The sequence below is a fragment of the Actinoplanes aureus genome (genome assembly GCF_015704865.1).
Classification (GTDB): Bacteria; Actinomycetota; Actinomycetes; order Mycobacteriales; family Micromonosporaceae; genus Actinoplanes; species Actinoplanes aureus.
The window spans coordinates 194,333-215,381 of record NZ_JADQTO010000005.1; the positions used below are offsets into that span (position 1 = coordinate 194,333).

The 21,049-nt window shown below is 72.3% G+C and carries 28 protein-coding genes; 13 read left to right on the forward strand and 15 right to left on the reverse strand.

The genetic code is table 11. The annotated features are described in order from the left end of the window. Positions 1–52: 52 nt before the first annotated feature. Together I4J89_RS12370 and I4J89_RS12375 are read right to left on the reverse strand one after the other, a co-directional pair. Positions 53–934 carry an NAD(+)/NADH kinase gene (locus I4J89_RS12370; protein WP_196414054.1) on the reverse strand — a complete coding sequence of 294 codons (882 nt, stop codon included), beginning with the start codon at positions 932–934 and terminating at the stop codon, positions 53–55. Beyond that, complete coding sequence (locus I4J89_RS12375) at positions 931–1,986, reverse strand: SPFH domain-containing protein (RefSeq protein WP_196414055.1); 1,056 nt, start codon at positions 1,984–1,986, stop codon at positions 931–933. The genes I4J89_RS12370 and I4J89_RS12375 overlap by 4 nt, the downstream gene beginning before the upstream one ends. A gap of 56 nt (positions 1,987–2,042) precedes the next feature. Between I4J89_RS12375 and I4J89_RS12380 the strand changes: the two genes are divergently transcribed. After that, positions 2,043–2,729 (forward strand): NUDIX hydrolase, encoded by a 687-nt coding sequence (locus I4J89_RS12380; protein WP_196414056.1) that lies wholly within the window; start codon positions 2,043–2,045, stop codon positions 2,727–2,729. Here the strand turns inward: I4J89_RS12380 and I4J89_RS12385 are convergent. Further along, positions 2,726–2,866 (reverse strand): DUF488 domain-containing protein, encoded by a 141-nt coding sequence (locus tag I4J89_RS12385; protein WP_196414057.1) that lies wholly within the window; start codon positions 2,864–2,866, stop codon positions 2,726–2,728. The two genes, I4J89_RS12380 and I4J89_RS12385, sit on opposite strands and share 4 nt — an antisense overlap. A 184-nt stretch (positions 2,867–3,050) precedes the next feature. On the opposite strand from I4J89_RS12385, the gene I4J89_RS12390 reads away from it, so the two are divergent. Next, positions 3,051–3,983 carry an ATP-binding protein gene (locus I4J89_RS12390; protein ID WP_196414058.1) on the forward strand — a complete coding sequence of 311 codons (933 nt, stop codon included), beginning with the start codon at positions 3,051–3,053 and terminating at the stop codon, positions 3,981–3,983. Between the two features lie 54 nt (positions 3,984–4,037). Next, positions 4,038–4,673 (forward strand): DUF6461 domain-containing protein, encoded by a 636-nt coding sequence (locus tag I4J89_RS12395; RefSeq protein WP_196414059.1) that lies wholly within the window; start codon positions 4,038–4,040, stop codon positions 4,671–4,673. On the opposite strand, the gene I4J89_RS12400 is transcribed toward I4J89_RS12395, so the two are convergent. After that, positions 4,649–5,587, reverse strand: a complete 939-nt coding sequence (locus I4J89_RS12400; protein WP_196414060.1) for a cation diffusion facilitator family transporter — start codon at positions 5,585–5,587, stop codon at positions 4,649–4,651. The two genes, I4J89_RS12395 and I4J89_RS12400, sit on opposite strands and share 25 nt — an antisense overlap. Between I4J89_RS12400 and I4J89_RS12405 the strand changes: the two genes are divergently transcribed. Then, positions 5,586–5,957 (forward strand): ArsR/SmtB family transcription factor, encoded by a 372-nt coding sequence (locus tag I4J89_RS12405; RefSeq protein WP_196414061.1) that lies wholly within the window; start codon positions 5,586–5,588, stop codon positions 5,955–5,957. The genes I4J89_RS12400 and I4J89_RS12405 overlap by 2 nt on opposite strands. A 19-nt stretch (positions 5,958–5,976) precedes the next feature. Here the strand turns inward: I4J89_RS12405 and I4J89_RS12410 are convergent, their stop codons facing one another. Further along, positions 5,977–6,351: a hypothetical protein gene (locus I4J89_RS12410; RefSeq protein WP_196414062.1), complete on the reverse strand. Its 375-nt coding sequence runs from the start codon at positions 6,349–6,351 to the stop codon at positions 5,977–5,979. Positions 6,352–6,492: 141 nt separating this feature from the next. Between I4J89_RS12410 and I4J89_RS12415 the strand changes: the two genes are divergently transcribed. Both I4J89_RS12415 and I4J89_RS12420 read left to right on the forward strand, forming a co-directional pair. Then, positions 6,493–7,647 (forward strand): phosphotransferase enzyme family protein, encoded by a 1,155-nt coding sequence (locus tag I4J89_RS12415; RefSeq protein WP_196414063.1) that lies wholly within the window; start codon positions 6,493–6,495, stop codon positions 7,645–7,647. 88 nt (positions 7,648–7,735) lie between these two features. Then, entirely contained in the window at positions 7,736–7,960 is a 225-nt protein-coding gene (locus I4J89_RS12420; protein WP_196414064.1) for a hypothetical protein, read from the forward strand. 105 nt (positions 7,961–8,065) lie between these two features. Here I4J89_RS12420 and I4J89_RS12425 read toward each other — a convergent pair whose 3' ends face one another. Beyond that, complete coding sequence (locus I4J89_RS12425) at positions 8,066–8,782, reverse strand: GntR family transcriptional regulator (RefSeq protein ID WP_196414065.1); 717 nt, start codon at positions 8,780–8,782, stop codon at positions 8,066–8,068. 64 nt (positions 8,783–8,846) lie between these two features. Here I4J89_RS12425 and deoC point away from each other — a divergent pair, with 64 nt between their 5' ends. After that, positions 8,847–9,554 (forward strand): deoxyribose-phosphate aldolase, encoded by a 708-nt coding sequence (gene deoC / locus I4J89_RS12430; protein ID WP_196414066.1) that lies wholly within the window; start codon positions 8,847–8,849, stop codon positions 9,552–9,554. Here deoC and I4J89_RS12435 read toward each other — a convergent pair. Beyond that, positions 9,512–10,258 (reverse strand): lysophospholipid acyltransferase family protein, encoded by a 747-nt coding sequence (locus I4J89_RS12435; protein WP_230858823.1) that lies wholly within the window; start codon positions 10,256–10,258, stop codon positions 9,512–9,514. The genes deoC and I4J89_RS12435 overlap by 43 nt on opposite strands. A 6-nt stretch (positions 10,259–10,264) precedes the next feature. Here I4J89_RS12435 and I4J89_RS12440 point away from each other — a divergent pair, with 6 nt between their 5' ends. Then, positions 10,265–11,287 carry a hypothetical protein gene (locus tag I4J89_RS12440; protein ID WP_196414067.1) on the forward strand — a complete coding sequence of 341 codons (1,023 nt, stop codon included), beginning with the start codon at positions 10,265–10,267 and terminating at the stop codon, positions 11,285–11,287. A 22-nt stretch (positions 11,288–11,309) separates the two neighbouring features. Next, positions 11,310–12,338 carry a hypothetical protein gene (locus tag I4J89_RS12445; RefSeq protein ID WP_196414068.1) on the forward strand — a complete coding sequence of 343 codons (1,029 nt, stop codon included), beginning with the start codon at positions 11,310–11,312 and terminating at the stop codon, positions 12,336–12,338. 7 nt (positions 12,339–12,345) lie between these two features. Here the strand turns inward: I4J89_RS12445 and I4J89_RS12450 are convergent, their stop codons facing one another. Then, the gene (locus I4J89_RS12450) at positions 12,346–13,311 is read right to left on the reverse strand and encodes a hypothetical protein (protein WP_196414069.1); all 966 of its coding nucleotides are present in this window, start codon (positions 13,309–13,311) and stop codon (positions 12,346–12,348) included. 98 nt (positions 13,312–13,409) lie between these two features. On the opposite strand from I4J89_RS12450, the gene I4J89_RS12455 reads away from it, so the two are divergent. After that, positions 13,410–14,003 (forward strand): TetR/AcrR family transcriptional regulator, encoded by a 594-nt coding sequence (locus tag I4J89_RS12455; protein WP_196414070.1) that lies wholly within the window; start codon positions 13,410–13,412, stop codon positions 14,001–14,003. Between the two features lie 6 nt (positions 14,004–14,009). Here I4J89_RS12455 and I4J89_RS12460 read toward each other — a convergent pair whose 3' ends face one another. From I4J89_RS12460 to I4J89_RS12475, 4 genes are all read right to left on the reverse strand, one after another. Continuing rightward, entirely contained in the window at positions 14,010–14,564 is a 555-nt protein-coding gene (locus I4J89_RS12460) for a TetR/AcrR family transcriptional regulator (RefSeq protein ID WP_196414071.1), read from the reverse strand. Next, positions 14,561–14,887 carry a DMT family transporter gene (locus I4J89_RS12465; protein ID WP_196414072.1) on the reverse strand — a complete coding sequence of 109 codons (327 nt, stop codon included), beginning with the start codon at positions 14,885–14,887 and terminating at the stop codon, positions 14,561–14,563. The genes I4J89_RS12460 and I4J89_RS12465 overlap by 4 nt, the downstream gene beginning before the upstream one ends. 80 nt (positions 14,888–14,967) lie before the next feature. Then, positions 14,968–15,570 (reverse strand): GNAT family N-acetyltransferase, encoded by a 603-nt coding sequence (locus I4J89_RS12470; protein ID WP_196414073.1) that lies wholly within the window; start codon positions 15,568–15,570, stop codon positions 14,968–14,970. Between the two features lie 10 nt (positions 15,571–15,580). Next, positions 15,581–15,982, reverse strand: a complete 402-nt coding sequence (locus I4J89_RS12475; protein ID WP_230858824.1) for a VOC family protein — start codon at positions 15,980–15,982, stop codon at positions 15,581–15,583. A 62-nt stretch (positions 15,983–16,044) separates the two neighbouring features. Between I4J89_RS12475 and I4J89_RS12480 the strand changes: the two genes are divergently transcribed. Continuing rightward, on the forward strand, positions 16,045–17,019 hold the full coding sequence (locus I4J89_RS12480; protein WP_196414074.1) for a helix-turn-helix transcriptional regulator: 975 nt from the start codon (positions 16,045–16,047) through the stop codon (positions 17,017–17,019). 199 nt (positions 17,020–17,218) lie between these two features. Here I4J89_RS12480 and I4J89_RS12485 read toward each other — a convergent pair whose 3' ends face one another. Further along, positions 17,219–18,184 carry a LacI family DNA-binding transcriptional regulator gene (locus I4J89_RS12485; RefSeq protein ID WP_196414075.1) on the reverse strand — a complete coding sequence of 322 codons (966 nt, stop codon included), beginning with the start codon at positions 18,182–18,184 and terminating at the stop codon, positions 17,219–17,221. Positions 18,185–18,373: 189 nt separating this feature from the next. Here I4J89_RS12485 and I4J89_RS12490 point away from each other — a divergent pair, with 189 nt between their 5' ends. Continuing rightward, on the forward strand, positions 18,374–18,931 hold the full coding sequence (locus I4J89_RS12490) for a cysteine hydrolase family protein (RefSeq protein ID WP_196414076.1): 558 nt from the start codon (positions 18,374–18,376) through the stop codon (positions 18,929–18,931). A 198-nt stretch (positions 18,932–19,129) separates the two neighbouring features. Beyond that, positions 19,130–19,738, forward strand: coding sequence for a class I SAM-dependent methyltransferase (locus tag I4J89_RS12495; RefSeq protein WP_196414077.1), 609 nt, complete (start codon positions 19,130–19,132; stop codon positions 19,736–19,738). Between the two features lie 401 nt (positions 19,739–20,139). Here the strand turns inward: I4J89_RS12495 and I4J89_RS12500 are convergent, their stop codons facing one another. Both I4J89_RS12500 and I4J89_RS12505 read right to left on the reverse strand, forming a co-directional pair. Then, positions 20,140–20,328, reverse strand: a complete 189-nt coding sequence (locus tag I4J89_RS12500) for a DUF1918 domain-containing protein (RefSeq protein ID WP_196414078.1) — start codon at positions 20,326–20,328, stop codon at positions 20,140–20,142. A gap of 152 nt (positions 20,329–20,480) precedes the next feature. Further along, positions 20,481–21,026, reverse strand: a complete 546-nt coding sequence (locus I4J89_RS12505) for a DoxX family protein (protein WP_196414079.1) — start codon at positions 21,024–21,026, stop codon at positions 20,481–20,483. Positions 21,027–21,049 lie beyond the last annotated feature (23 nt).

Below are 21,049 nucleotides of genomic sequence, written 5' to 3' on the forward strand. Positions count from 1 at the left end.
GGCATCGCGCACGGCCGCCACGCGACCGCCGGGCCCATGCAGCGGGGCCGGCTCAAACCAGCCGCAGCCGCCGCCCCGCGACCCCGACCTGGACCCGCTGCCCCCACGACAGCTCCAGCGCGTCCGACTCCAGCCCGTCGGCGAAGACCACCAGCCGTTCCGACTCGCTGGTCAGCTCCAGCTCCTGCCGGCCGTCCAGCAGACCGGCGACCAGCGAGACCCCGGTGGCGGGGGAGGGCCAGGCCTCCCGCACGAACCAGCACAACCCGGGTTCCTCCGGCGCCGGAGCCGCCGGCGCACCGGCCCGCGACAACGCGATCGACGCGCACCAACCGGTCGCACCCGTTCCGGTGCCGACGATCAGGCCCGAGGACGACTGCCGCTCCCGCCGCCCGTCCGGCGCGCCCAGCACGTACCTCGCTGACTGGTGCCCGGCGTGACCGACATAGATCTCGTTGAGCCCATAAAGCTCCTGCCCGTCGTCGAGCCGCGCGACCACCATCGTGCGTTCCCGCGCCGTGAGCGGGCCGCGCAGCAGCCCGGCCATCGCACTCGCGCGATGCCGGACCAGCACGCCCGGGTTGCGGCCCGGCGCCGGGTCGACACCGATCACCGGCTGCCCGTCGAGGTACTTCGCCACGTTCGCCACCAGGCCGTCTTGGCCGACGGCGACCACCACGTCCTCCGGTGCGAAGAGGAACCGCGGCAGGTCGGCCCGCTCCACCTGGCCGCGCCGCCAGTCGCCCGGCACCGCGGCGCCCACCTCGGTGAGCGCCGCCTGCAACGCCGCATGCCGCTCGGTCACCTCGTCCAGGTCGCGGCCGCGCCGGCGCAGGAAGAACGCGGCCGCACCGCGGGTGCCGTGCCGGGCGAGCAGTTCGTCCAGCTCGCTGCGCCGCGACACGACCACCACGCGCGGCGGCAGGATGCTCATCCGAGCCGCCCGACCAGCTTGCTGACCAGGTCCGGGGTCACCGTGATCTCGCCGATCTGGGGCAGCTGACCGGCGAGTTCCCGGAGCGCGAGCGCCTGGAGCACGGCCGGCGGCAGATCCCGGTACGCGGCCAGCCGTGCGGCCTCCGCCTCCGCCTCGGCCAGTCCGACGACCCGGGCTCCGGCGGCGCGGGCGTCGTCGCGTACCCGGGTCGCGTCCGCCTCGGAGCCGGCCCGCCGGCGCATGCCTTCGGCCGCGGCCACGCTGGCCACCTCTTCGCGGTCCGCCTCCGCCCGCGCCGCCACCAGCCGCGTCTCGGCGTCCAGTTCGGCCTCGCGGCGGGTGTTGGCGCCGTGCTGCTCGACGAGTTCCTGCTCGCGGCGGGCCAGCTCGATCTTGCTCTGCAGCTCGTTCTCGGCGATCGCCTGTTCCTGCTGCACGGCGTGCGCGCGCCGCGCGTACGTCGCCCGGTCCGCCTCCTGTTGCACCTGCTCCCGGGTCGGGGTCTGCAGGGCCCGCTCCAGATCCGGCTCCGGCCGGATCGCCACCACCCGCGCGCTGACCACCGACACCCCGGTCTCGGTCAGCCGCGGATCTGCGGCCAGCGCGCCGGCGACCGACTGGCGCACCCCGGCGATCCCGGTGGTCAGCGCCTCGGCGAGCGGCAGCCGCGCCAGCAGGTCCAGTGCCGGCTGCTGGGCCAGCTCGGCGAGCAGTCCGGCCACCTGGTCCAGCGGCTGCCCACGCCAGGTCCCCCGGTACGGGTCGATCGAGAAGTCCAGCCGCGCCGCGGCCGCCGCCGGGTCGCTCACCCGGTAGGTCACCGTGGCCTGCACGGTCACGTCGGCGAAGTCCTCGGTGCGGGCGTGGAAGAGCAGCGGCAGCTCGCGGTCGTCGACCGGCACTTCGGACAGTGCCGCGGTCAACGGCCGGTACCAGAACGACAGCCCCGTCCCGGCCCGCTTCGCCTTGCCGCGCACCGTGTGACCGACCCAGGTGGTCGGCGCCGCCCGCAGGTGCCGCAGGTGCAGCCGTCGTGTCACGTCAGCCATGTCATCCCCCTTATTCGTCAAACTGACGATAAAGCCGTGGGGTTATTATCGTCAACATGACGCTAAACACGGCGGCGGTCACCGTGGACCTGGTGCTGCTCACCATCCGGCAGGGCGCCCTACGGGTTCTGTTGATCACCCGCGGCATCCCGCCCCACCGGGGGAAGTGGGCGCTGCCCGGCGGCTTCGTGCTCCCGGACGAGGACCTCGACGGCGCCGCCATGCGCGAGCTGCGCGAGGAAACCGGCCTCGACCCGCGCGCCGGCCACCTCGAGCAGCTGGGCGCCTACGGCACGCCCGGCCGCGACCCGCGCGGCCACGTCGTCACCATCGCCTACCTGGCCTTACTGCCCGACCTGCCGGCTCCGGTCGCGGGCAGCGACGCCGCCCTGGCCGCCTGGCGCACTCCGGAGGAGAGCACCGGCCTCGCCTTCGACCACGACCGCATCCTCGCCGACGGCCTGGAACGCGCCCGCGCCAAACTCGAGTACACGCCGCTGGCCACCGCCTTCTGCCCGCCCGAGTTCACCGTCGCTGAACTGCGCGAGGTCTACGAAACCGTCTGGCGTACCCGGCTCGACCCGCGCAACTTCCACCGCAAGGTCACCACCGCCGAAGGCTTCATCGAACCCACCGGCAACACCGCGATCCGCGACCGCGGCCGCCCGGCCCAGCTTTTCCGACGCGGCCCGGCCGCGCTCCTGCACCCACCCTTGCTGCGGGGTACGAGCCAGCGCGGCTAGCGAGCGGCCTCCTTGGCCCACCGGTCCAGCGCGGCCCGGTCCTTGGAGATCCCGCGCGGCCACAGCCGGTCGACCAGCACCCGGTAGCCGTCGGCCGGGCCGGCGTCGTCGTGGACGCGTTTCACCTGGAACGCCATGCCCGGCATGGTAGCCACCCGCATGGGCCCGGCGGTCGCGTTGCGGCCCGGGCCCGGCAGGCGGCCGCGCGGAGCGGGCGGGACGGGCCTGATTCTCGGGGACGGCCGGTCTCGCGTACCTCTGCGGGGTGATCGGGGGGTGGCGGTTGTTGCGGCCGTAAGCCGTATCGCTACCGTGTTGAAAATGAAAATCGCTTTTACCGGTAAGGGCGGCAGCGGCAAGAGCACCATGGCCGCCCTCTTCGTCAATCACCTGCGCGCCGCCGGGCAGCGGGTGCTCGCGGTCGACGCGGACGTCAACGTCCACCTCGCGCCGCTGCTCGGTGTCGCCGGCGAGCCGGCGGCCGCGCTGTCGCACCCGGACAACGTGCGGAGCGTGCGCAGCCACCTGATCGGCACCAACCGGCTGATCGGCGGGGTCGAGCACTTCGTGCCGACCACGCCGCCGGGGCCGGGTTCGCGGCTGGTGACGCTCGCCGGGGACGATCCGATCCTGGTACGCCACGCGGCGGCGCTCGACCCGCGGACGCACGTGGTGCACGTCGGCACCTACGAGGCGAAGGACATCGGCGCGGGCTGCTACCACGGGCACCTGGCGATCCTGGAGAACCTGCTGTCGCACCTGAGCCTGGATGCGGGCGACTGGGTGGTGTGCGACATGGTCGCCGGCACGGACGCGTTCGCGAACTCGCTGCACGCCCAGTTCGACCTGATCGTGGTGGTGGCCGAGCCGACCCCGGAGTCGGTGTCGGTGGCCCGGCGCTACCGGGAGCTGGCCGGGGCGGCCGGGGTGGCCGACGTGCTCGCGGTGGTCGGCAACAAGGTCGCCGACCAGGTGGACCGGGACTATCTGGCACGCGAGCTGGGCGGGGCGCCGCTGGCGGTGCTGACCAGTCAGGCGGGGCTGCGCCGGGCGCGGCAGGCCGGTGTTCCGCCGCGGCTGGAGGATCTCGACGACGCGTCCGCGCTGCGGCGCATCGCGGACTACGCGCGGCCGATGGCCGCCGGGCGGCGAGCGGAGTTGATGCGTACGCTGCACCTGCGCCTGGCCGGCAAGGGCTGGGTGCGCAGTGCCCACGGCGACGTGACCAGCCAGCTCGGCCCGGTGCCGGTCTGACCGGATTCCGGCGAAGGGCCGGTGCCGCCGCCGGGATTGCGCGACGCTCGGCTGATGATCTGCACCGCGGACCGGTACGCCTGGTTCCCGGCCCGGTACGCCCGGTTGAGCCGCTCGTACTGCCTGACCCTGGTCGCCGACCTGCCGGTCCCGGAGGTGGTTCGCCGCCTCGGCGGGCGCGACCCGGTCGAGATGCCGGGCCTGGCCGTGGTGCACGACAACGCCGAGAAGATCGCCGCCGGGCTGCCGCTGGAGCTCGCCCGGACGACCGGTGAGCTGCCGCGGGAGTACGCCGGATTCGCCGGCCGGCTGGCACACGAGCACCTGGTGGCGATCGCCCCGGTGAACGGCTGGACGCTGCTGGTGGAGACGCGTGACTTCGCGGGCGTCGACCCGGACCGGGCGGCGCGGCTGTCCCGGGGCGTGACCCTGGTCGCGCACAGTGCGTCGGCGGCCGGGCGCCGGTTCCTGTGGATGTACGACGGGACGATGCGCCTGACCTTCGATCCCGGTGACCCGGCGTCACCGGAAGGACCGGAACGGGAGGTGCAGCGGCCGATCCTGGCCGAGGCCGGGTTCCCGGGTACCGGCCCGGGCCCGGCCCTGGCGTACGCGGACTACCTGACCGGGGTGCGGTTCGACCCGGAGACCCTGGTCGACGCCTTCTACCTGTGCGTCACCGCGCCGTGAACCCGGCTGTCCGGGTCGACGTGCACCGTGGCACCGGTCAGCCGGGGCATGTGGTGGGTGAGCCGGTGCTCGGCGTCGGCGGCGATCTCGTGGGCGGCCAGCAGGGTGAGCCCGGCGTCGACGACGATGCCGGCCTCGGCGTGCAGCCGGTGCCCGATCCAGCGCAGACGCAGCCCGGAGACGTCGTGGACGCCGGGGACCGTACGCAGCTCGTGCTCGGCCCGGTCGACCAGCTCCGGGTCGACCCGGTCCATCAGCCGGTGGTAGATCTCGCGCGCGGCGTCCTTGAGCGCGAACCCGATGGCGACCGTGATGGCCAGGCCGACGACCGGGTCGGCCCAGGTCCAGCCGGCCCAGGCACCGGCCGCGGCGAGCACCACGGCCAGCGAGGTGTAGCCGTCGGTGCGGGCGTGCAGGCCGTCGGCGACCAGGGCGGCGGACCCGATGCGCCGGCCCACGGTGATCCGGTAGCGGGCGACCAGCTCGTTGCCGGCGAAGCCGATCAGGCCGGCGGCGAACACCCACGGCAGGTGGGTCATGGTGCGCGGTTGCAGCAGCCGGTCGACCGCGAACCAGGCGGTGGCGACGGCCGAGGCGGCGATCACGGCCACGATGACCAGACCGGCGAGATCCTCGGCGCGGCCGAAGCCGTACGTGTACGCGCGGGTGGCGGCGCGGCGCCCGAGCCAGAACGCGATGGCCAGCGGCACGGCGGTGAGCGCGTCGGCGGCGTTGTGCAGGGTGTCGCCGAGCAGCGCGACCGAGCCGGAGGACGCGACGATCAGGGCCTGCGCCAGCGCGGTCACGGCGAGCACGCCGAGGGAGACCCAGAGGGCGCGCATCCCCGCACGGGACGCTTCCAGGGCGGGCGCGTGGTGGTGGTGACCGTGCATGCCCGCATAATATGTGCTCATGCGCGCACGCGACAACGTTGCAAATGCCAATGACCTGCATGAACGTCTGCTGGGCGAGGCCGGGATGCTGCTCGGCATGCTGGCCGACGTCACCCGGCTGCGGCTGATGGGCGTGCTGCTCGGCGGCGAGCGGGACGTGACCGCGCTGACCGAGGCGGTCGGCGCGGCCCGGCCCGCGGTCTCCCAGCACCTCGGCAAACTGCGGCTGGCCGGCCTGGTGACCACCCGCCGGGAGGGCCGCCGGGTGGTCTACGCGGTCGCCGACCCGCACGTGGCCCGGCTGGTCACCGAGGCACTGCACGCCGCCGAGCACCGGGTCTCCGACCGGCCCGGCCACCACGACGCGGTGCCCGTGCCCCGCCACGCGTGAGCCCGGCGCCGCGGCCGCGTCACACCGGGTCGAAATCCTGCGGAGCCTCGGCGTAGCGGGCCTGGAAGGCGGCGTCGAGCACGGCGTCGTCCGGCATCAGCCGGAAGTACGCGCCGGACAGCCGGTCCTCGGCGTCCTCCTCGTCACTGTCGCTGGAGGCCGCCGGGAGCTCCTCGATGAGGGAGGCCAGAGCGTCCAGTTCGAAGTAGCGGGCGCCGGCCGCGGCCGCCGCGAGTTCGGCGGGCGCACAACTGTCCGCCGCGTGGTTCGGGCCGCCGTTCTGCACCATGCCGTCGACGAGCAGCAGGGCACCCAGGTGGCGGTCGCCGACGCCGGTGCCCGCACCGACGCAGGCCCGGTTCCAGACGTCCCTCAGTACGTCGCTAGCAGTCACCCCGCCATTGTGCAATGTCGGGTAGATTGGGCGCGCGCGTTCGGGTACGCGCCGCGACTCGCCGGAAGGCCCGAGGCCACCCCACGGATGCCGATGCTCCGTGTGCCCGTGCGAGTCCGGGCGCCGAGCTGAGGTGCTCCGATGAAGACATTGCCCGACAACCCCGACCTCGACCACCTGCGCCGCCAGGCGAAGAACCTGCTCGCCGGCCTGCGCGACTCCCGGCCCGGGACGACGCTCGCCGAGGCGCAGGCGTCGCTCGCCGAGCAGTACGGGTTCCGCACCTGGGCAGACCTGAAAGCCGAGGTCGACCGCCGGCGGGGCGGGGCCGAGGTGGCCGACCCCTCGCTCGCCACCCGGATCGCCGACCGGTTCGGTCTGGGCCCGGTGACCGGCGAGATGCGCTCGCTGTCCCACCCCGACGAGGTGGGGCGGCGCTGGCTGCTGCCGACCGCCCGCGGCCGCTGGACGGCACGGACCGTCGACGACGTGTACCCGGTGACCGACGGCGAGGAGAACGCCCTGTTCCAGGAGGCGGCGGCCCGAGCCGGGGTGCTGCTGCCGGCTCCGGTGCGCGGCGTGTCCGGGGCGGTGGTCGAGCGGATCGGCGGCAGCGGCTGGCGGGTGTACGAGTGGCTGCGTACCGGCCCGCCGCTGGCCGCACCGGTCAGCGCGACCGTCACCCGCGAAGTCGGCACGGTCCTGGCCACGATTCACGGGCTGGCGCTGCCGGTGGACCGGGTCTGCCCGTGGAGTTCGACGCGGCTGTCCGCCCGTACCTGGCCGGAGTGGGTGGACCTGGCCGCCGCCAAGGGTGCGGCGTGGACGCCGGTTCTGGCCGCCGCGCTGCCCACCCTGCTCGAACTGGAGTCGATCAGCGGCACGCCGGACCGCCCGGTGTGGTGTCACAACAACCTCAACCCCGGCAACGTACGCGTCGGCCCCGGCGGCCGCCTCGTCGTCACCGGGTGGGAGCACGCGGCCGGTCTGCCGCCGGCCTGGGAGTTGTGCTCGGCGCTGGCGAACTGGGCGGTGGCGCCCGGTGGCGCGGTCAACGTCCGGGGTGCCCGGGCCCTGGTGGCCGGCTACCGGGAACGCGCGGGTTCGCTGCCGTCACTGAGCCTGGGCACGTTCCGCGGCACGGCGACCGCTCTGCAGAACTACGTGGCCGGCCAGATCGACCTGGCGCTCGACGCGGGCGACGAGCCCGGCCACGCCGAGCGCAGCGTGCGCCACCTGCTCACCCACCTGCCGTCCCGGTCGACGTTCCAGCACCTCCTGGCGGCGATCCGCTGAGCTACTGGTCAGCAATCGAGAAGCGGGGGAGGTGCCGCCGGAAATAGCGTTCGGCGTGGGCGGAGCGCCCCCTGACCAGGAGGTTGCGATGAGCGGCAGCAAGTGGATCCGGCAGTTCCACCGCTGGATGGCGGTCTTCTTCACGGTGACCGTTCTGGCCACCGTGGTGGCGCTCGCGCAGAAGGATCCGGTGGTCTGGGTGTCCTATGTTCCGCTGCTGCCGCTCGGGCTGCTCTTCTTCACCGGGCTCTACCTGTTCACGCTGCCGTACCTGATCAAGCGACGGTCCGCGACCGGCGGGCGGCCGGATTGAGCCGTGCCGCTCCCGGTGGTCGCGCTGGGGCGTCTCGCCGTGGGGTGATCGCGTGGCTGGGCGGGACGGTCCCGGTTCGGCGGGACGGCCGGTCACTCGTACCCCTCAATGGGGTTCGACGCCGAAGGCGACGTCCAAGCGGTAGCGGCTGCCCGCGTAACGTGACTCGCTCAGCTCGACCGGCTGCTGGCGCTGGTCCAGGATGAGGCGTTCCTCGACGAGCAGTGCCGAGCCGGCCGGGACGCCGAGTTCGCGGGCGTCGCCGGCGGTCGCGGACTGGGCGGTCAGGGTGGCGCTGCCGCGGACCAGGGTGTGGCCCAGCGCGCCGAGTGCCTCGTGGACCGAGCCGGTCAGGTCGGCCTCGAGCAGTGCGGACAGTGAGCCGGGGTAGACGGCTCGTTCGAAGGCGATCGGCTCGTCGTCGGCGAGCCGGACCCGGTGGATGGCGACGACCTCGCCCTTGCGCAGGCGCAGCCGGTTGATCTCGGCGGCGGTGGCCGCGCGCAGCTCGGCGAGCACCACCCGAGAGCTGGGGTGGCGGCCCTGCTTGCGGATCTCCTCGCTGAGCCGGACCAGGTGGTCGGCGCGCCGCGGTCCGGTCGGCGCGGCCACGAAGGTGCCGCGGCCCGGCGCCCGGTACGCCAGCCCGTCGTTGACCAGCTGCGTCACCGCGGCGCGGGCGGTCATCCGGCTGACGCCGTGCTCGCGGGCCAGCTCGGGTTCCGAGGGCAGCGGGTCGTGCGGCTGCGACTGCGCGATCTGCCGCCGGAGCGCCTGCTCGATGCGGAAGTAGCGCGGTGCGAAATCGGGGGCCCCGGACATGGGGACACCCTAGCGGCTCGAACCTGTCTAGACAGCTGACTGTCTAGACAGGTACCGTCGGCTCATGAACTTCACCGTGGCGCAGATCGCGAAGATGATCGATCACTCCATCCTCCGGCCCGAATTCACCGTGCGGGACGTGCGCGAGGGCTGTGCGATCGCGGTCAAGTACGACGTGGCCTCGGTCTGCGTCCGCCCGTGCGACGTGCCGGTGGCGGTCGAGGAGGTGCGGGGCAGCGGTGTGCGGGTCGGCACCGTGATCGGCTTCCCGCACGGCACCAGCCCGACCGCCGTCAAGGTCGCCGAGACCGCGCTCGCCGTCGAGCAGGGCGCCGCCGAGATCGACATGGTGATCAACGTGGGCTGGCTGCGCTCCGGCGACGTCGCCGCCGTGGAGCAGGAGATCAAGGAGATCGTGGTCGCCGCCGGTGACGCGCACGTCAAGGTCATCCTGGAGACGGCGTACCTCACCGACGAGCAGAAACTGGCCGCCTGCCGGGCCGCCGAGCGGGCCGGCGCGGCCTTCGTGAAGACCTCGACCGGCTTCGCGCCGACCGGCGCCACGGTGGACGACCTCGCCCTGATGCGCTCCGCCGTGTCGCCGAAGGTGCAGGTCAAGGCCTCCGGCGGGATCCGTACGCTGGACGCGCTGCTCGCCATGACGTCGCTGGGCGTGGCGCGCTTCGGCTCGTCCGCCACCGCCGAGATCCTCGAGGACGCGTCCCGGCGTCACCTCACCCGCAGCGGCGGCAGCGCCTCGCTGATCGCCTGACGGGCCGCGTCGCGCAGATCCTCCACGCTCGCGAATTCCGCCGGATCGAGCGGCGCCAGCACCTCGATCCGCATGTCGGCGCGGTCGCGCAGCACCAGACCGTGCTTGGGCAGTGCCCGCCCGGTGCCGTGCACCGCGATCGGGAAGACCGGCACGCCGTGCCGGACCGCCAGGTCGAAGGCGCCGTTCTTGAACGCCTGGAGCGCGCCGTCCGGGCTCCGCCGGCCCTCCGGGAAGATCATGATCGGTGAGCCGGCCGAGAGCAGCCGATCGCAGTGCTCCATCATCCGGCGTACCGACGCGCCGCTGCCTCGCACCAGCGGTACGTACCCGTTGAGCCGCATGTTCCAGCCGATCACCGGGACCTTGAAGATCTCCTGCTTGGACACCCACTTGAACGGCCGGAACAGTCCGAACAGCACCAGGATGTCGACGAGCGACGCGTGGTTGGCGACCAGGACCGCCGCCCCGCGCCACGGCAGCCGGTCGCGGCCGCGGACTCGCAGCCGCCACAGCGGGTTCAGGTAGACGTAGCAGATCGCCCACGCCGACGAGTACAGGTGCAGCACCACCCGCCGCCGATCGAACGGCAGGGTCACCAGCCAGACGGCGAGCGCTCCGAGGAAGAACACCGGAGACGTGATCCCGATGAATGCCCAGAACGCCACCGAGAAGACGCGCAGCATGCCGTCATCTTCTACCATCCTGCGATGTTCACGTACGCGCGGCTCTTCTTCCGGTACCTGTTCGGCGACCCGCTCCCGGAGACACCCGAGTTCGACTCCGATCGGGCCATGAACGACCACGCGCTTCTCGAGGCGCGCGAGCGGGCACGCCACGGTGACTGGCAGGCGGCCCGCAAGGTGGTCGAGGACGCGGGCGACGACTGGGAGCTTCGTGGCCGCCGCGTCGGGGTGCTCAGCGACCTCGCCGCAAAGGAGGACGGCTGGCTCTACGCGTGGCTGCGGGCGGCGCCGTTGGATCCGTCCGCGGTGCTGATCCAGGCGACGATGCTGGGACAGCGGGCCGGTGAGGCGCGCGGCAGTGCGTCGGCGGCCGAGACCACAGCCGAGCAGTTCGCCGGATTCGAGCAGCTGTCGGAGGCGTCAGCCCAGGTCAGCGCGCGGGCGCTGGCTCTCGCCGCTCCGCACGACCCGCTGCCGTTCGTGGAGCTGATGGGTGCCATGTTCGCCGACCGGGGAGCCCGGACGGCGTCCTTCGACGAGGTGTTCGACGAGGGGCGGCGGCGGGATCCGTACAACTTCGACCTGCACCTGACCGCGATCAGCCTGCGCTGCCAGAAGTGGGGCGGCTCGCACGAGCTGATGTTCGGGACCGCGCGCCAGGTGGCCGAGGCCGCGCCGCCCGGGCACAGCGCGGTGATGCTGCCGCTGTTCGCCCACTTCGAGTACGCGATGATCGAGTTCGGCTGGGGCGAGCGCACCGCGAAGACGCTGAAGGCGCACCGCCGCTACTTCACCCGGCCCGAGGTGCGGCAGGAGATGGACCACTGGATCGCCAAGTGGCGTGCCGGGACGCCGGGCCCGGCGAAGCTGGCGACCTGCCGGCAGTGGCAGGCGCTGTACTACTGCCTGGCCGGCCGGCGCCAGGAGGCGAAGACGGTCTTCGATGAGATCGGCCAGTACGTGAACGCGACGACGGCGTGGGCGTACTTCTGGTCCGGGAGCGAATACGGCTATCTGAAGGGCTGGATGTGGGCCAACCGGATCTGACTTTCTGGTCTACGATCCGGCGATGTTTTTCTATGCGCGGGTCTTTCTGCGGCACTTCTACGGCAGCCCGCTGCCGGAGGCGCCGGAGTTCGACGACGACAAGGCTCCGATGGAGCCGTTCGTGCGTGACGCCGTGGAGCGGGTGCGTGCCGGGGACTGGTGGGCCGGCCGCAAGCTGATCGAGGACGCCGGTACGGACTGGGATGTCCGGGACTGGCGGATCAGCGCGCTGGCCAGCATGGCCGCCGAGGACGACCGCTGGCTGTACGCGTGGTTGCGTGCCGAGCCGTCGGATCCGGCGGCGGTGCTGATCCAGGCGATGCTTCTGCACCAGCAGGCCGCGGACGCCCGCGGTTCCGCGTCGGCGGCACACACCTCGGCGGAGCAGTTCCAGAACTTCCGGGCGCTCTCCGACGCGGCCGCGCAGGTCGGCCGGCGGGCGATGGCGCTGGCCGGGCCGTACGACCCGGTGCCGTGGAGCACGATGCTGAGCACGATGTTCGCCGACCGCAACGCCGTGGAGCAGTCGTTCGACGAGGTGTTCAACGAGGGGCGGCGGCGGGATCCGTACAACTTCGACCTGCACCTGACGGCGACCACGCTGCGCTGCCAGAAGTGGTACGGCTCGCACGAGCAGATGTTCGCGATCGCCCGCGGTGTGGCCGCCGCCGCGCCACCCGGCCACAAGTCGACGCTGCTGCCGCTGTTCGCCCACTTCGAGTACGCGATGCGCGAGTTCTCCTGGGACGAACGCACCAAGCGGTCGCGAAGGCGCTGCGAGAAGTACTTCCGCCGCCCGGAGGTGGGGCAGGAGCTGGACCAGTGGATCGCCAAGTTCCGGGCCGGGTCACCGGGGGCGGGCCCGCTGTCCCTGTGCCGGCAGTGGATGGCGGTCTACTACAGCCTGGCCGGCCGGCGCAAGGACGCGAAGGTCGTCTTCGACGAACTCGGCCAGTTCCCGGACCCCAGCCACGAGTGGAACTACTTCTGGGGTGACCGGGAGTGGGGTTATCTGCAGAACTGGTGGTGGGCGAACGGCGTCCGCCCATAACCCGTGCTCAGGCGATCGGGGCCGCGACCGCCGCCTCGGTCGCTTCCGGGGTTGCTCTTCCTTCCGCCGGGGCCTGGCGGCGGCCCGGGACGGCGAGCAGGAGCAGACCCGCGGCGGCCCAGGCGGCCAGGGTCCACGCGGCGACCGCGCCGCCGGCCCCGTCGAAATACGCGACCGAACGCAGCAGCGTCGCCCCGGCTCCCGGCGGGAGCAGCTGGCCGATCGCGCCCCACGGCTGGGGAAGCAGCTCCGGTGCCGAGGCCACCGCGGAGAGCGGGTTGCCGAGCAGGAAGACCAGCAGCGCGCCGAGGCCCAGCCCGGCCCGGCCCAGCGCGGTGCCGAGCCCGGCCAGCGTGGCCGAGACGGCGAACGCCAGCAGGGCGAGCGCCCCGGCGCCGGCCAGGTAGCCGCCGGGCAGGATGTCGTAGCCCTGATGCAGGACCCAGGCGCCGCCGAGGCCGGCGAGTAGCGCGAACCCGGTCACCCCGGCCAGCCGGCCGGTACGCGACGCGACGGCCAGGGTCAGGATGATCCCGGCGACCATGCTGGTCAGGACGATGGGCAGGAACGCGGCGGCCAGTCCGGCACCGCGCGGGTCCCCGGAGTCGACCGGGACCACGTCGACGACCGGGCCGGGTGCCTGCTGGCTGAGCAGGGTGGCGACGGCGGGTGAGGCGGCCGAGGCGATGTGCAGGGTGACGCCGTCCGGGCCGGTGACGAAGGCCGCGTACGCCTCCCGGTCGCGCAGGGCCTGGTCGGCGGCGGCCGCGTCGCCCACCGTGGTGATCTCGAATCCGCCGGGCAGTTTCTGCTGGAGCTCGGCGGTGACCGCGGCCGCTGCCGGGCCGGTGACGACGACGGGCAGGTCGCGCGGGGCCGTGCGCAAGGACGGCCAGGCGAAGAAGGCGACCAGAGCGGCCTGGACCAGAACGACCACGACCGCGATGGCGAGGGGCCGGAGCTTGGCGTGCATGACTCGTCTCCTAAAACGAACGCTCATTCTCTTTGACTTGAGAATGACCCACACCGCCGCTCCTCGTCAAGAACGAGCGTTCGTTTTACAGTTGGCGCATGCCCCGAGTCTCCGAAGCCCACCTCGCCGCCCGCCGGCAGCAGATTCTCGACGCGGCAGCCCGCTGCTTCGTCCGCAACGGCTTCCACCAGACGTCGATGCAGGACGTGATCAAGGAGGCGGGTCTCTCGGTCGGCGCCTTCTACCGCTACTTCAAGAGCAAGAACGAGCTGATCACCGCCATCGCCGGCACGAAGATCGGCGAGGTCACCTCGATGCTGGACGACATGCTGGCGCAGGAGCCGACACCGGCCATCCCGGCGATCTTCGAGCGGATCCTGGAGATCATCGACACCAACGCCGGGGACGGCGGGACGGCTCGCATCGCCGTACAGGTCTGGGGTGAGGCCGTGCACGACGCCGAGGTCGGCGCCGTCGTCGCGGAGATCTACGGGCGGGTGCGCGCCCGCGCGGTCCGGATTGCGGAGGCGGCCAAGGAGGCCGGCCAGCTGCCCGCCGACGCGGACGCCGAAGGCGTCGGCGCTGCCCTGTTCGGGCTCATCCAGGGCTACATCCTGCAGCGCATCCTGGTCGGCGAGATCGACCGCAAGAGTTACGTGGCGGGCGTCCGCGCGCTGCTCGCGGCGCCCTGACCGGCCTCAGGTGCCGGCGAGGCGGCGGATGGCGGCGGTCAGGCCCGGTGCGTCCAGCTCGGACTCGGTGACCAGCGCCAGCAGGATGATGCCGTCGAGCAGGGCGCAGATGTCCCGGCCCGCGGCCGCTCCCACGTAGGGCTCCAGGATCTCGGGCAGGCCGCGCATCCACACCTCGGCGAGTGGCCGCAGGGCCTCGTCGCGGGCGGCCGCGACGCACAGCTCGTACTCGAGGCGGGCCTGGCGGCGATCGCCGAGGTACTCACACATCAGCCCGGTCAGGGCCTCGGCCACGTCCGGTGCCGACCGGAGCCGCTCCGCCCACTCGTCGAGGTCGGTCTGCAGCATGTCGACGGCGTGCCGCAGCCCGGCGGCGATCAGGTCGTCGAGGGTGGGGAAGTAGTAGGTGGTCGCGCCCAGCGGCAGGCCGGCCTTGGCGGCGACGGCCCGGTGCGTGGTCCGGCCGACGCCGGCCTCGGCGATGACCTCCATGGTGGCGACGGCGAGGGCGGCGCGGCGCGCCTCGGGGTCGCGGGCGCGTTGCGGGCGGCGGCCGGTCAATGGGCCGTCCCGCTGTTCAGGTTCAGCATGACGACTCCGGCGATGATGAGCGAGACCCCGGCCACCTTAACCAACGTGAACGGCTCGTCAAGGAAGAGCGCGCCGATGACCACGATCGCGGCGGTGCCGACCGCGGACCAGATCGCGTACGCCACGCCGACCTGTATGCCCTTCACGGCCTGCGCGAGCAGCACGAAGGAGATCACGTAACCGGCGAGGACGGCGATGGTGGGCCAGAGGCGGGTGAAGCCCTCGGTCGCCTTCATCAGGCTGGTCGCGAAGAGCTCGGCGGCGATGGCGGTGAACAGGAAGACGTACGGCACTGCGGAAACACCTTCGATTCATCTTGTACGAACGTACAAGTACGATCGTACAAGAAGGGTGGCTCCGGAGGCCAGACCATTTACGCGGGGCGCGTCCTGATGCCGAGATAGGTGAGCGGGCCCGGGTCCGGCACCGGCAGCACGGTGAATCCCAGCCGGTCGTAGAAGCCGCGTGCCTTCACGTTCGCGGTCACCATCCCGACGTGCACGCCCGGAGCGTCCACCACGTCCAGGAACCGTTCGATGAGCCGCCGCCCCCACCCCTGCCCCTGGTACGGCGGCAGCAGGTCGATGTGCAGGTGGGCCGGATAGCCGTCGAGCCCCGGCCCCAGCATCCGCTCCGGGTAGTAGTGCAGGGCCACCATGTCCTGCTCGGGCGTGCGCCCCTCCGCCGGCGGCACCGGGTAACGGTCGCCGACCAGCGGAATCCACTCGGCCCGGTAGCGGCGGGCGAACGACGCCGTGTCCGCCGTGCCGACCACGTACCCCACCGCCTCTCCGCCGTCGTCCAGCACGAATGCCAGGTGCGGCTCCAGGAACGCGTACGGGCCGGCGAACAGGTCGCCCATCAGGTCGTCGGTGGAGTACCGCCCGCGCGCGTCACCGCCGGCGTCGGCGGTGCGCACGCAGATGTCGTAGAGGGCGGTCCGGTCGGCGGGGCGGTACTGGCGGATCTCAGGCACGCCGCAGACGTTAGGCGGTGGAACCGCTTACAGCGCAAACGTCCAGGTAGTGCTGGTTGAACATGACACCCAGCACGTTGCCGAACGGGTCGATCACCGACGCGGTGACGAAGCCGGGCCCGCGCTCGATCGGCTCGGCGTACGGTTGCGCGCCGAGGCGGAGGAGCCGCTCATACGCGGCCTCCACGTCGTCGACCGCCCAGTAGATGATGGCGCCCTTACCCGGCGGGTGCGGAGCGTACCGGGTGTCCAGCAGGCCGAACTCGTGCTGGTAGTCGCCGACCCGCCACTCGATGTAGGCGTTGTCGCGATTGAAGTACGGCTCCAGCTCGAACACCTCGGTGTACCAGGCCTTGGCCGCCTCCATGTCGTCGGTGAAGAACGTGACGGTGGTGAATCCTCGAAGCATCATGCGATCGATTCTGGCGGCTTAAGTGCTCACCTACTGAGCACTTTTTCTGCGAATCTGAAGACATGCGTGCGGACCGTCTAGTAGCCACCCTCCTGCTGATGCAAGCCCGCGGCCGGGTCACCGCGGCCGAACTCGCCACCGAGCTGGAGGTGTCGGTGGCGACCGCCCGCCGTGACCTGGAAGCCCTCTCCGCAGCCGGGATCCCGGTCTATCCCCAGCCCGGCCGGCACGGCGGCTGGTCCCTGGTCGGCGGGGCACGCACCGACCTGAGCGGCCTGTCGGCGGCCGAGGCGCAGGCCCTGTTCCTGCTGGTCGGGCCGGCCGCAGCGGTCTCCGATGAGGCCAAGGCGGCGTTGCGCAAACTGCTCCGTGCGCTACCGGCGCCGTTCCGGACCGACGCCCAGGCCGCCGCCTCCGCCACGCTCATCGACCCGGCGGCATGGGGCTCGCTCGACCGCCACCGCCCGTCCGGTGTCGGGCCGTTGCAGGACGCGGTGGTCCGGCAGCGCCGGATCCGATTCACCTACCAGGGCGCGCCACGCACGGCCGACCCGTGGGGCCTGGTCGACAAGGACGACGTCTGGTACCTGATCGCCGGCACCGACCGCGGCCAGCGCACCTTCCGCCTCGACCGGATGTCGTCGGTGACGGTCACCGACGAACAATTCGAACGCCCGGCCGACTTCGACCTCGACACGGCCTGGGAGCAGGTAGTCACCACGGTCGAGCAGAAACGCGCCCGGACCTGGGCAACCCTGCTGATCGAAGAACGGTTCGTCTGGGTCCTCCGCGGCCACTTCGGCCGGCACTGCGAGGTGGTCGCGGTCGCCTCCGACGGCCGCGCCCGCGTCCGCGTCGGCGCGCCGACCCCGCTCGACATCGCCCGCACGCTCTCCGGCTGGGGCGCGGCCGTCGAAGTTCAAGATCCACCCACGGTGCGCGCTGAGCTGGCCCGCATCGGCATCGAGCTGGCCGCGCTTTACAAATCCATGCACGGTACGGCCGACGAAAGGTCCCCTGACTACACCGCGAGCTGACCACGCGCGCACGGCCCCAGCGCGACCGCCGGGCTGAAGCCCGGGGTTGATGGCCGGCGTGGTCAGGCGGGCCGAAGCGTGGGTGGCCGGGTGGTTAGGCGGGCTGGAGCATGGGCGGCGGTAGGTGGTCAGGTGGGTTGAAGCGCGGGCTGCGGCCGGATGGTCAGGCGGGCTGAGGCGCGGGCGGGGAGCCGCGTGGTCAGGCGGTGGCGCGCAGGACCGGGCGGCTGGGGAAGAGGCGGCCGCGTTCCGGTGCGCCCAGGGCAGCGCGGGTGGCGGCGACCGCGATCAGTTCGACCGGGTGGGTCGCGGTCGAGAGGGCAGGGTGCGTGGCCGCCGCCAGCGGGATGTCGTCGAAGCCGGTGACCGCGATGTCACCGGGAACGCGGAGGCCGGCGGCGGCGAGGGCCTGTAGGACGCCGAGGGCGGTGGCGTCGCTGACCGCGGCGATCGCGTCGGTGTCCGGCCAGCGGCGCAACACGATCCGGGCGGCCGTGCGTCCCCGCGCCGCGGTGAAGTCGCCGGGCACCACCCGGATCGGCAACCCGGCCGAACGCATCAGCTCGGTGTAGGCGTGCAGCGGCGCCCGTGCCGCGGCGACCCACGGCGGACCACCCACCAGGACGATCCGGCGGCGGCCGGTCGCGTACAGGTGACGTACCAACGCACCGATCCCGGCGGCGCTGTCCACATCCGTGCCGCCCGCCCCGATCGCGGCGGTCCGGCCGCGCAGCGCCGCCGGCAGGTGATCGAGCATCGCCCGGTCGTGCCCGGCCAGCACCACAGCCGCGACGCTGCGATCGGCCGCGATCGACTCCAACTCGGCAGCCGCGTCCAGGGGCAGCCGGCGCAGGCTCACCCCGAGCCCGTCCGGCTCCGCGGCAACCGACATCGCCGCGGCGGCCCGAGTGACGAACGGGTCGCGCAGAATATCGGTGCGGCGATCGCGCACCGCGAACACAATGCGGGTGCCGTCCCCATGCGCGAGCCGCCGGGCCACCGGATGCGGCACATAACCAAGGTCGGCGGCCGCACGACGCACCGCCTCCCGGCTGGCCGGCGACGCCGGACCACGCCCGGAGAGCACCCGGGACGCCGTCGCGATGGAGACGCCAGCCCGCTGGGCGACCTCGGTGAGCTTCGCGTTGCGCTGGTCGGCGGTCATGGAAGTCGAAGATACGTGACCGCGGCCCCAAGCCGCCCGCGTCCCGTCACGCCCACCGGCCGCCCGGTCATGCCCGTGCCGCGCCGTGCTCCCGCGCCGCTGCGACCCCTCCTGCGTCCGCTCCGAGCCTCGCCTCGTGCCCCGGTTCGGGGCGGGAAAGTGTCGGGGGTTCGTTCTAGGGTGTGCCTCATGACTACCTTGCCTGACCGCCCGCAAACCGCCCTGCTGGTCATCGACGTGCAGAAGGGGGTGGTTGCCGGTGCGCCGCGCCGAGATGACGTGATCGCCAACATCAACACCCTTCTCGACAAGGCCCGTCTCGAGGGTGTGCCGGTGATCTGGGTGCAGCACTCCGACGAGGACGGCCTCGCTCGAGGCAGCGACGACTGGCAATACGTGCCGGAGCTGTCCCGCCGCGACGACGAGCCGCTGGTCCACAAGATCTACGGCGACTCGTTCGAGGCCACCGAGCTGGAGCAGCTGCTCGCCGAGCGGCAGGTCGGCCGGCTCGTGGTGACAGGCGCACAGAGCGACGCGTGCATCCGTAACACCATCCACGGCGGTTTCGTCCGGGGTTACGACGTAACCCTGGTCTCGGATGCGCACACCACCGAGGACCTCTCGGCGTACGGTGCTCCGCCTCCCGAGCAGGTGATCGCCCACACCAACCTGTACTGGCAGTGGCAGAGCGCCCCCGGCCGCACCGCCGGCCTCGCCGAAACGGCAAAGGTCGACTTCACGGGCTGACCCGTGACAACGGTGAGGCGGCACCGTTCGGTCGCACGTGCGCATTTGCCGAGGACGTCGGCGGAAGGCCTGCTACGGCGCCACCCTCGATGAGATCCCGGCAGTCGCGCCATCACCACCTGTGGCTTCCCAGCCGCCGCCGGGCACCGCGACGTAGGGTTTGATCATCGCTGTCGTCCGGCACCCAGAAGAAGGATCATGACCGCCACCGAAAATCTCTGGCTGCGCAAAATCGCTGAGGATCCCGGCCACTCGCGCTGGTACATCGACCGGTTCCGCCAGATGGCCGCCCGGGGCGAGGACCTCGCAGGGGAGGCCCGGCTGATCGACGCCATGGTGCCCCGCGGCGCGCGCATCCTCGACGCCGGCTGCGGCACCGGCCGGGTCGGCGGTCACCTCGCCGCTTCCGGCCACGAGGTAACCGGCGTCGACCTCGACCCGGAGCTGATCGCCGAGGCGCAGCACTCCTATCCCGGCCCGAGCTGGCAGGTGGGCGACCTCAGCGAGCTCGACGTGCCCGACCGCTTCGACGTGATCGTCTGCGCGGGCAACGTGATGACCTTCGCCGCCCCCGCCTCCCGCGTGGAGATCCTCCGTCGCTTCGCCGCCCACCTCACCGCCGGCGGCCGCGCGGTCGTCGGCTTCGGCGCCGGTCGAGGCTACGACTTCGACGATTTCCTGACCGACGCCACCACCGCCGGCCTCACCCCGGACCTGCTGCTGAGCACGTGGGACCTGCGCCCGTTCACCCCAGCGGCCGACTTCCTGGTCGCCGTCCTGCGCCCAGCCGACCCACCTCGCACCTGACGCCCGCCCCACCGAACTCCCATCGCCCCGACGCCGCGATCCCGTCACGGCGCCGAGCATCATGGCGCAAGCCGTGACCTCGTCGCCGGACCGGCGAACAAACAGGAGGCGGCCTGTTCCCGGACCGCCTGGCCGCACGGCTATCACGGCCTCCGCGCGACGAAGCGGGCCCGCGCCGAGGGCCGTCGCTGACGCACCGAATGAGGTGGCTGGCCGCCACCCCGGCAGGCCCCAGCCGCACGTGAACAAGAGAGCCTTCGTGGTCGAGGTCTTGTCCGGCCCAAACGTGGGAGCTGTCTGGTGGCCGTTGAGACAGCATTGAGGTTGGGCCGAGCAAGGTCACCGCTTGGGGACCCTGACTACGGAAGCCCTCTAGGCGGGCGGCGGGTGATGCGGGGAGGTCACTCCCTGATGTGCTCCACGTGGGTCTCCGGGCCCGGGAAGATCAGGCCGGTGTGGCCGTCCTCCCACCGGACCTCGTACGGCGGCGAGCCGTCCTCGTGCCGCAACCGGGTGATGACACCGATCTTGTTGCCGTCGCCGACGTGCTTGCCCTTCACGACGAGCCGGTCGCCCACCTGCGCGATCATGCTGCCTCCACGTGCTCCGTGTGCCGGTTCACTGTCGCTCCCCGGCAGCATCGCACTTCCGGCAGGGTCTGGGCACGGCGGATCACTCGTTTTGTCACCTCACGGAGATGCCCGGCCGCGAGTGGCGGCCGGGCGGGGAAGGGGGGAGAGGGTCAGATCAGCCAGCGGTTCTTCTGGACCAGGGGGAGCGCCGCCCACCAGCGGCCGAGGCCCCAGGTGTGCCCGGCGTAGGTGAGGGCGAGCACCACCCCACCGATCGCGTAGATGACGTGGTAGTCGACGACCGGGTTCGACGAGCCGCTGGCCAGCGGCCATTCGGCCACCCACATGAAGGCCATCATCAGGGCGGACGCGACCGCGGCGATCCGCAGGCCGACGCCGAGGATCAGCGCGATGCCGATGCCGAGCAGGCCCAGCATGAACAGCCAGTTCGCCCAGCCGGCGCCGGCGATGTCGTGGAAGAAGCCGGTGAACGGTCCGGTCTCCAGGGAGCTGAGGAACCCTTTGGTGGGCGAGCCTCCGTTGATCCAGGCCCGCTCCGCCGGGGTCGCGTAGCCGAAGCCGAGCGTCTTGTCGAGAAACGCCCACAGGAAGACGAAGCCGGTGGCGATGCGGAGGACGGCCAGCGCACGGGCGCCGGATCGGGTCAGCATGGCACCGGGTGCTTCGACCGTCTCGAGGTGAGTAATGGTGGCCATCTGGTCCTCCTAGCGACGTTGTC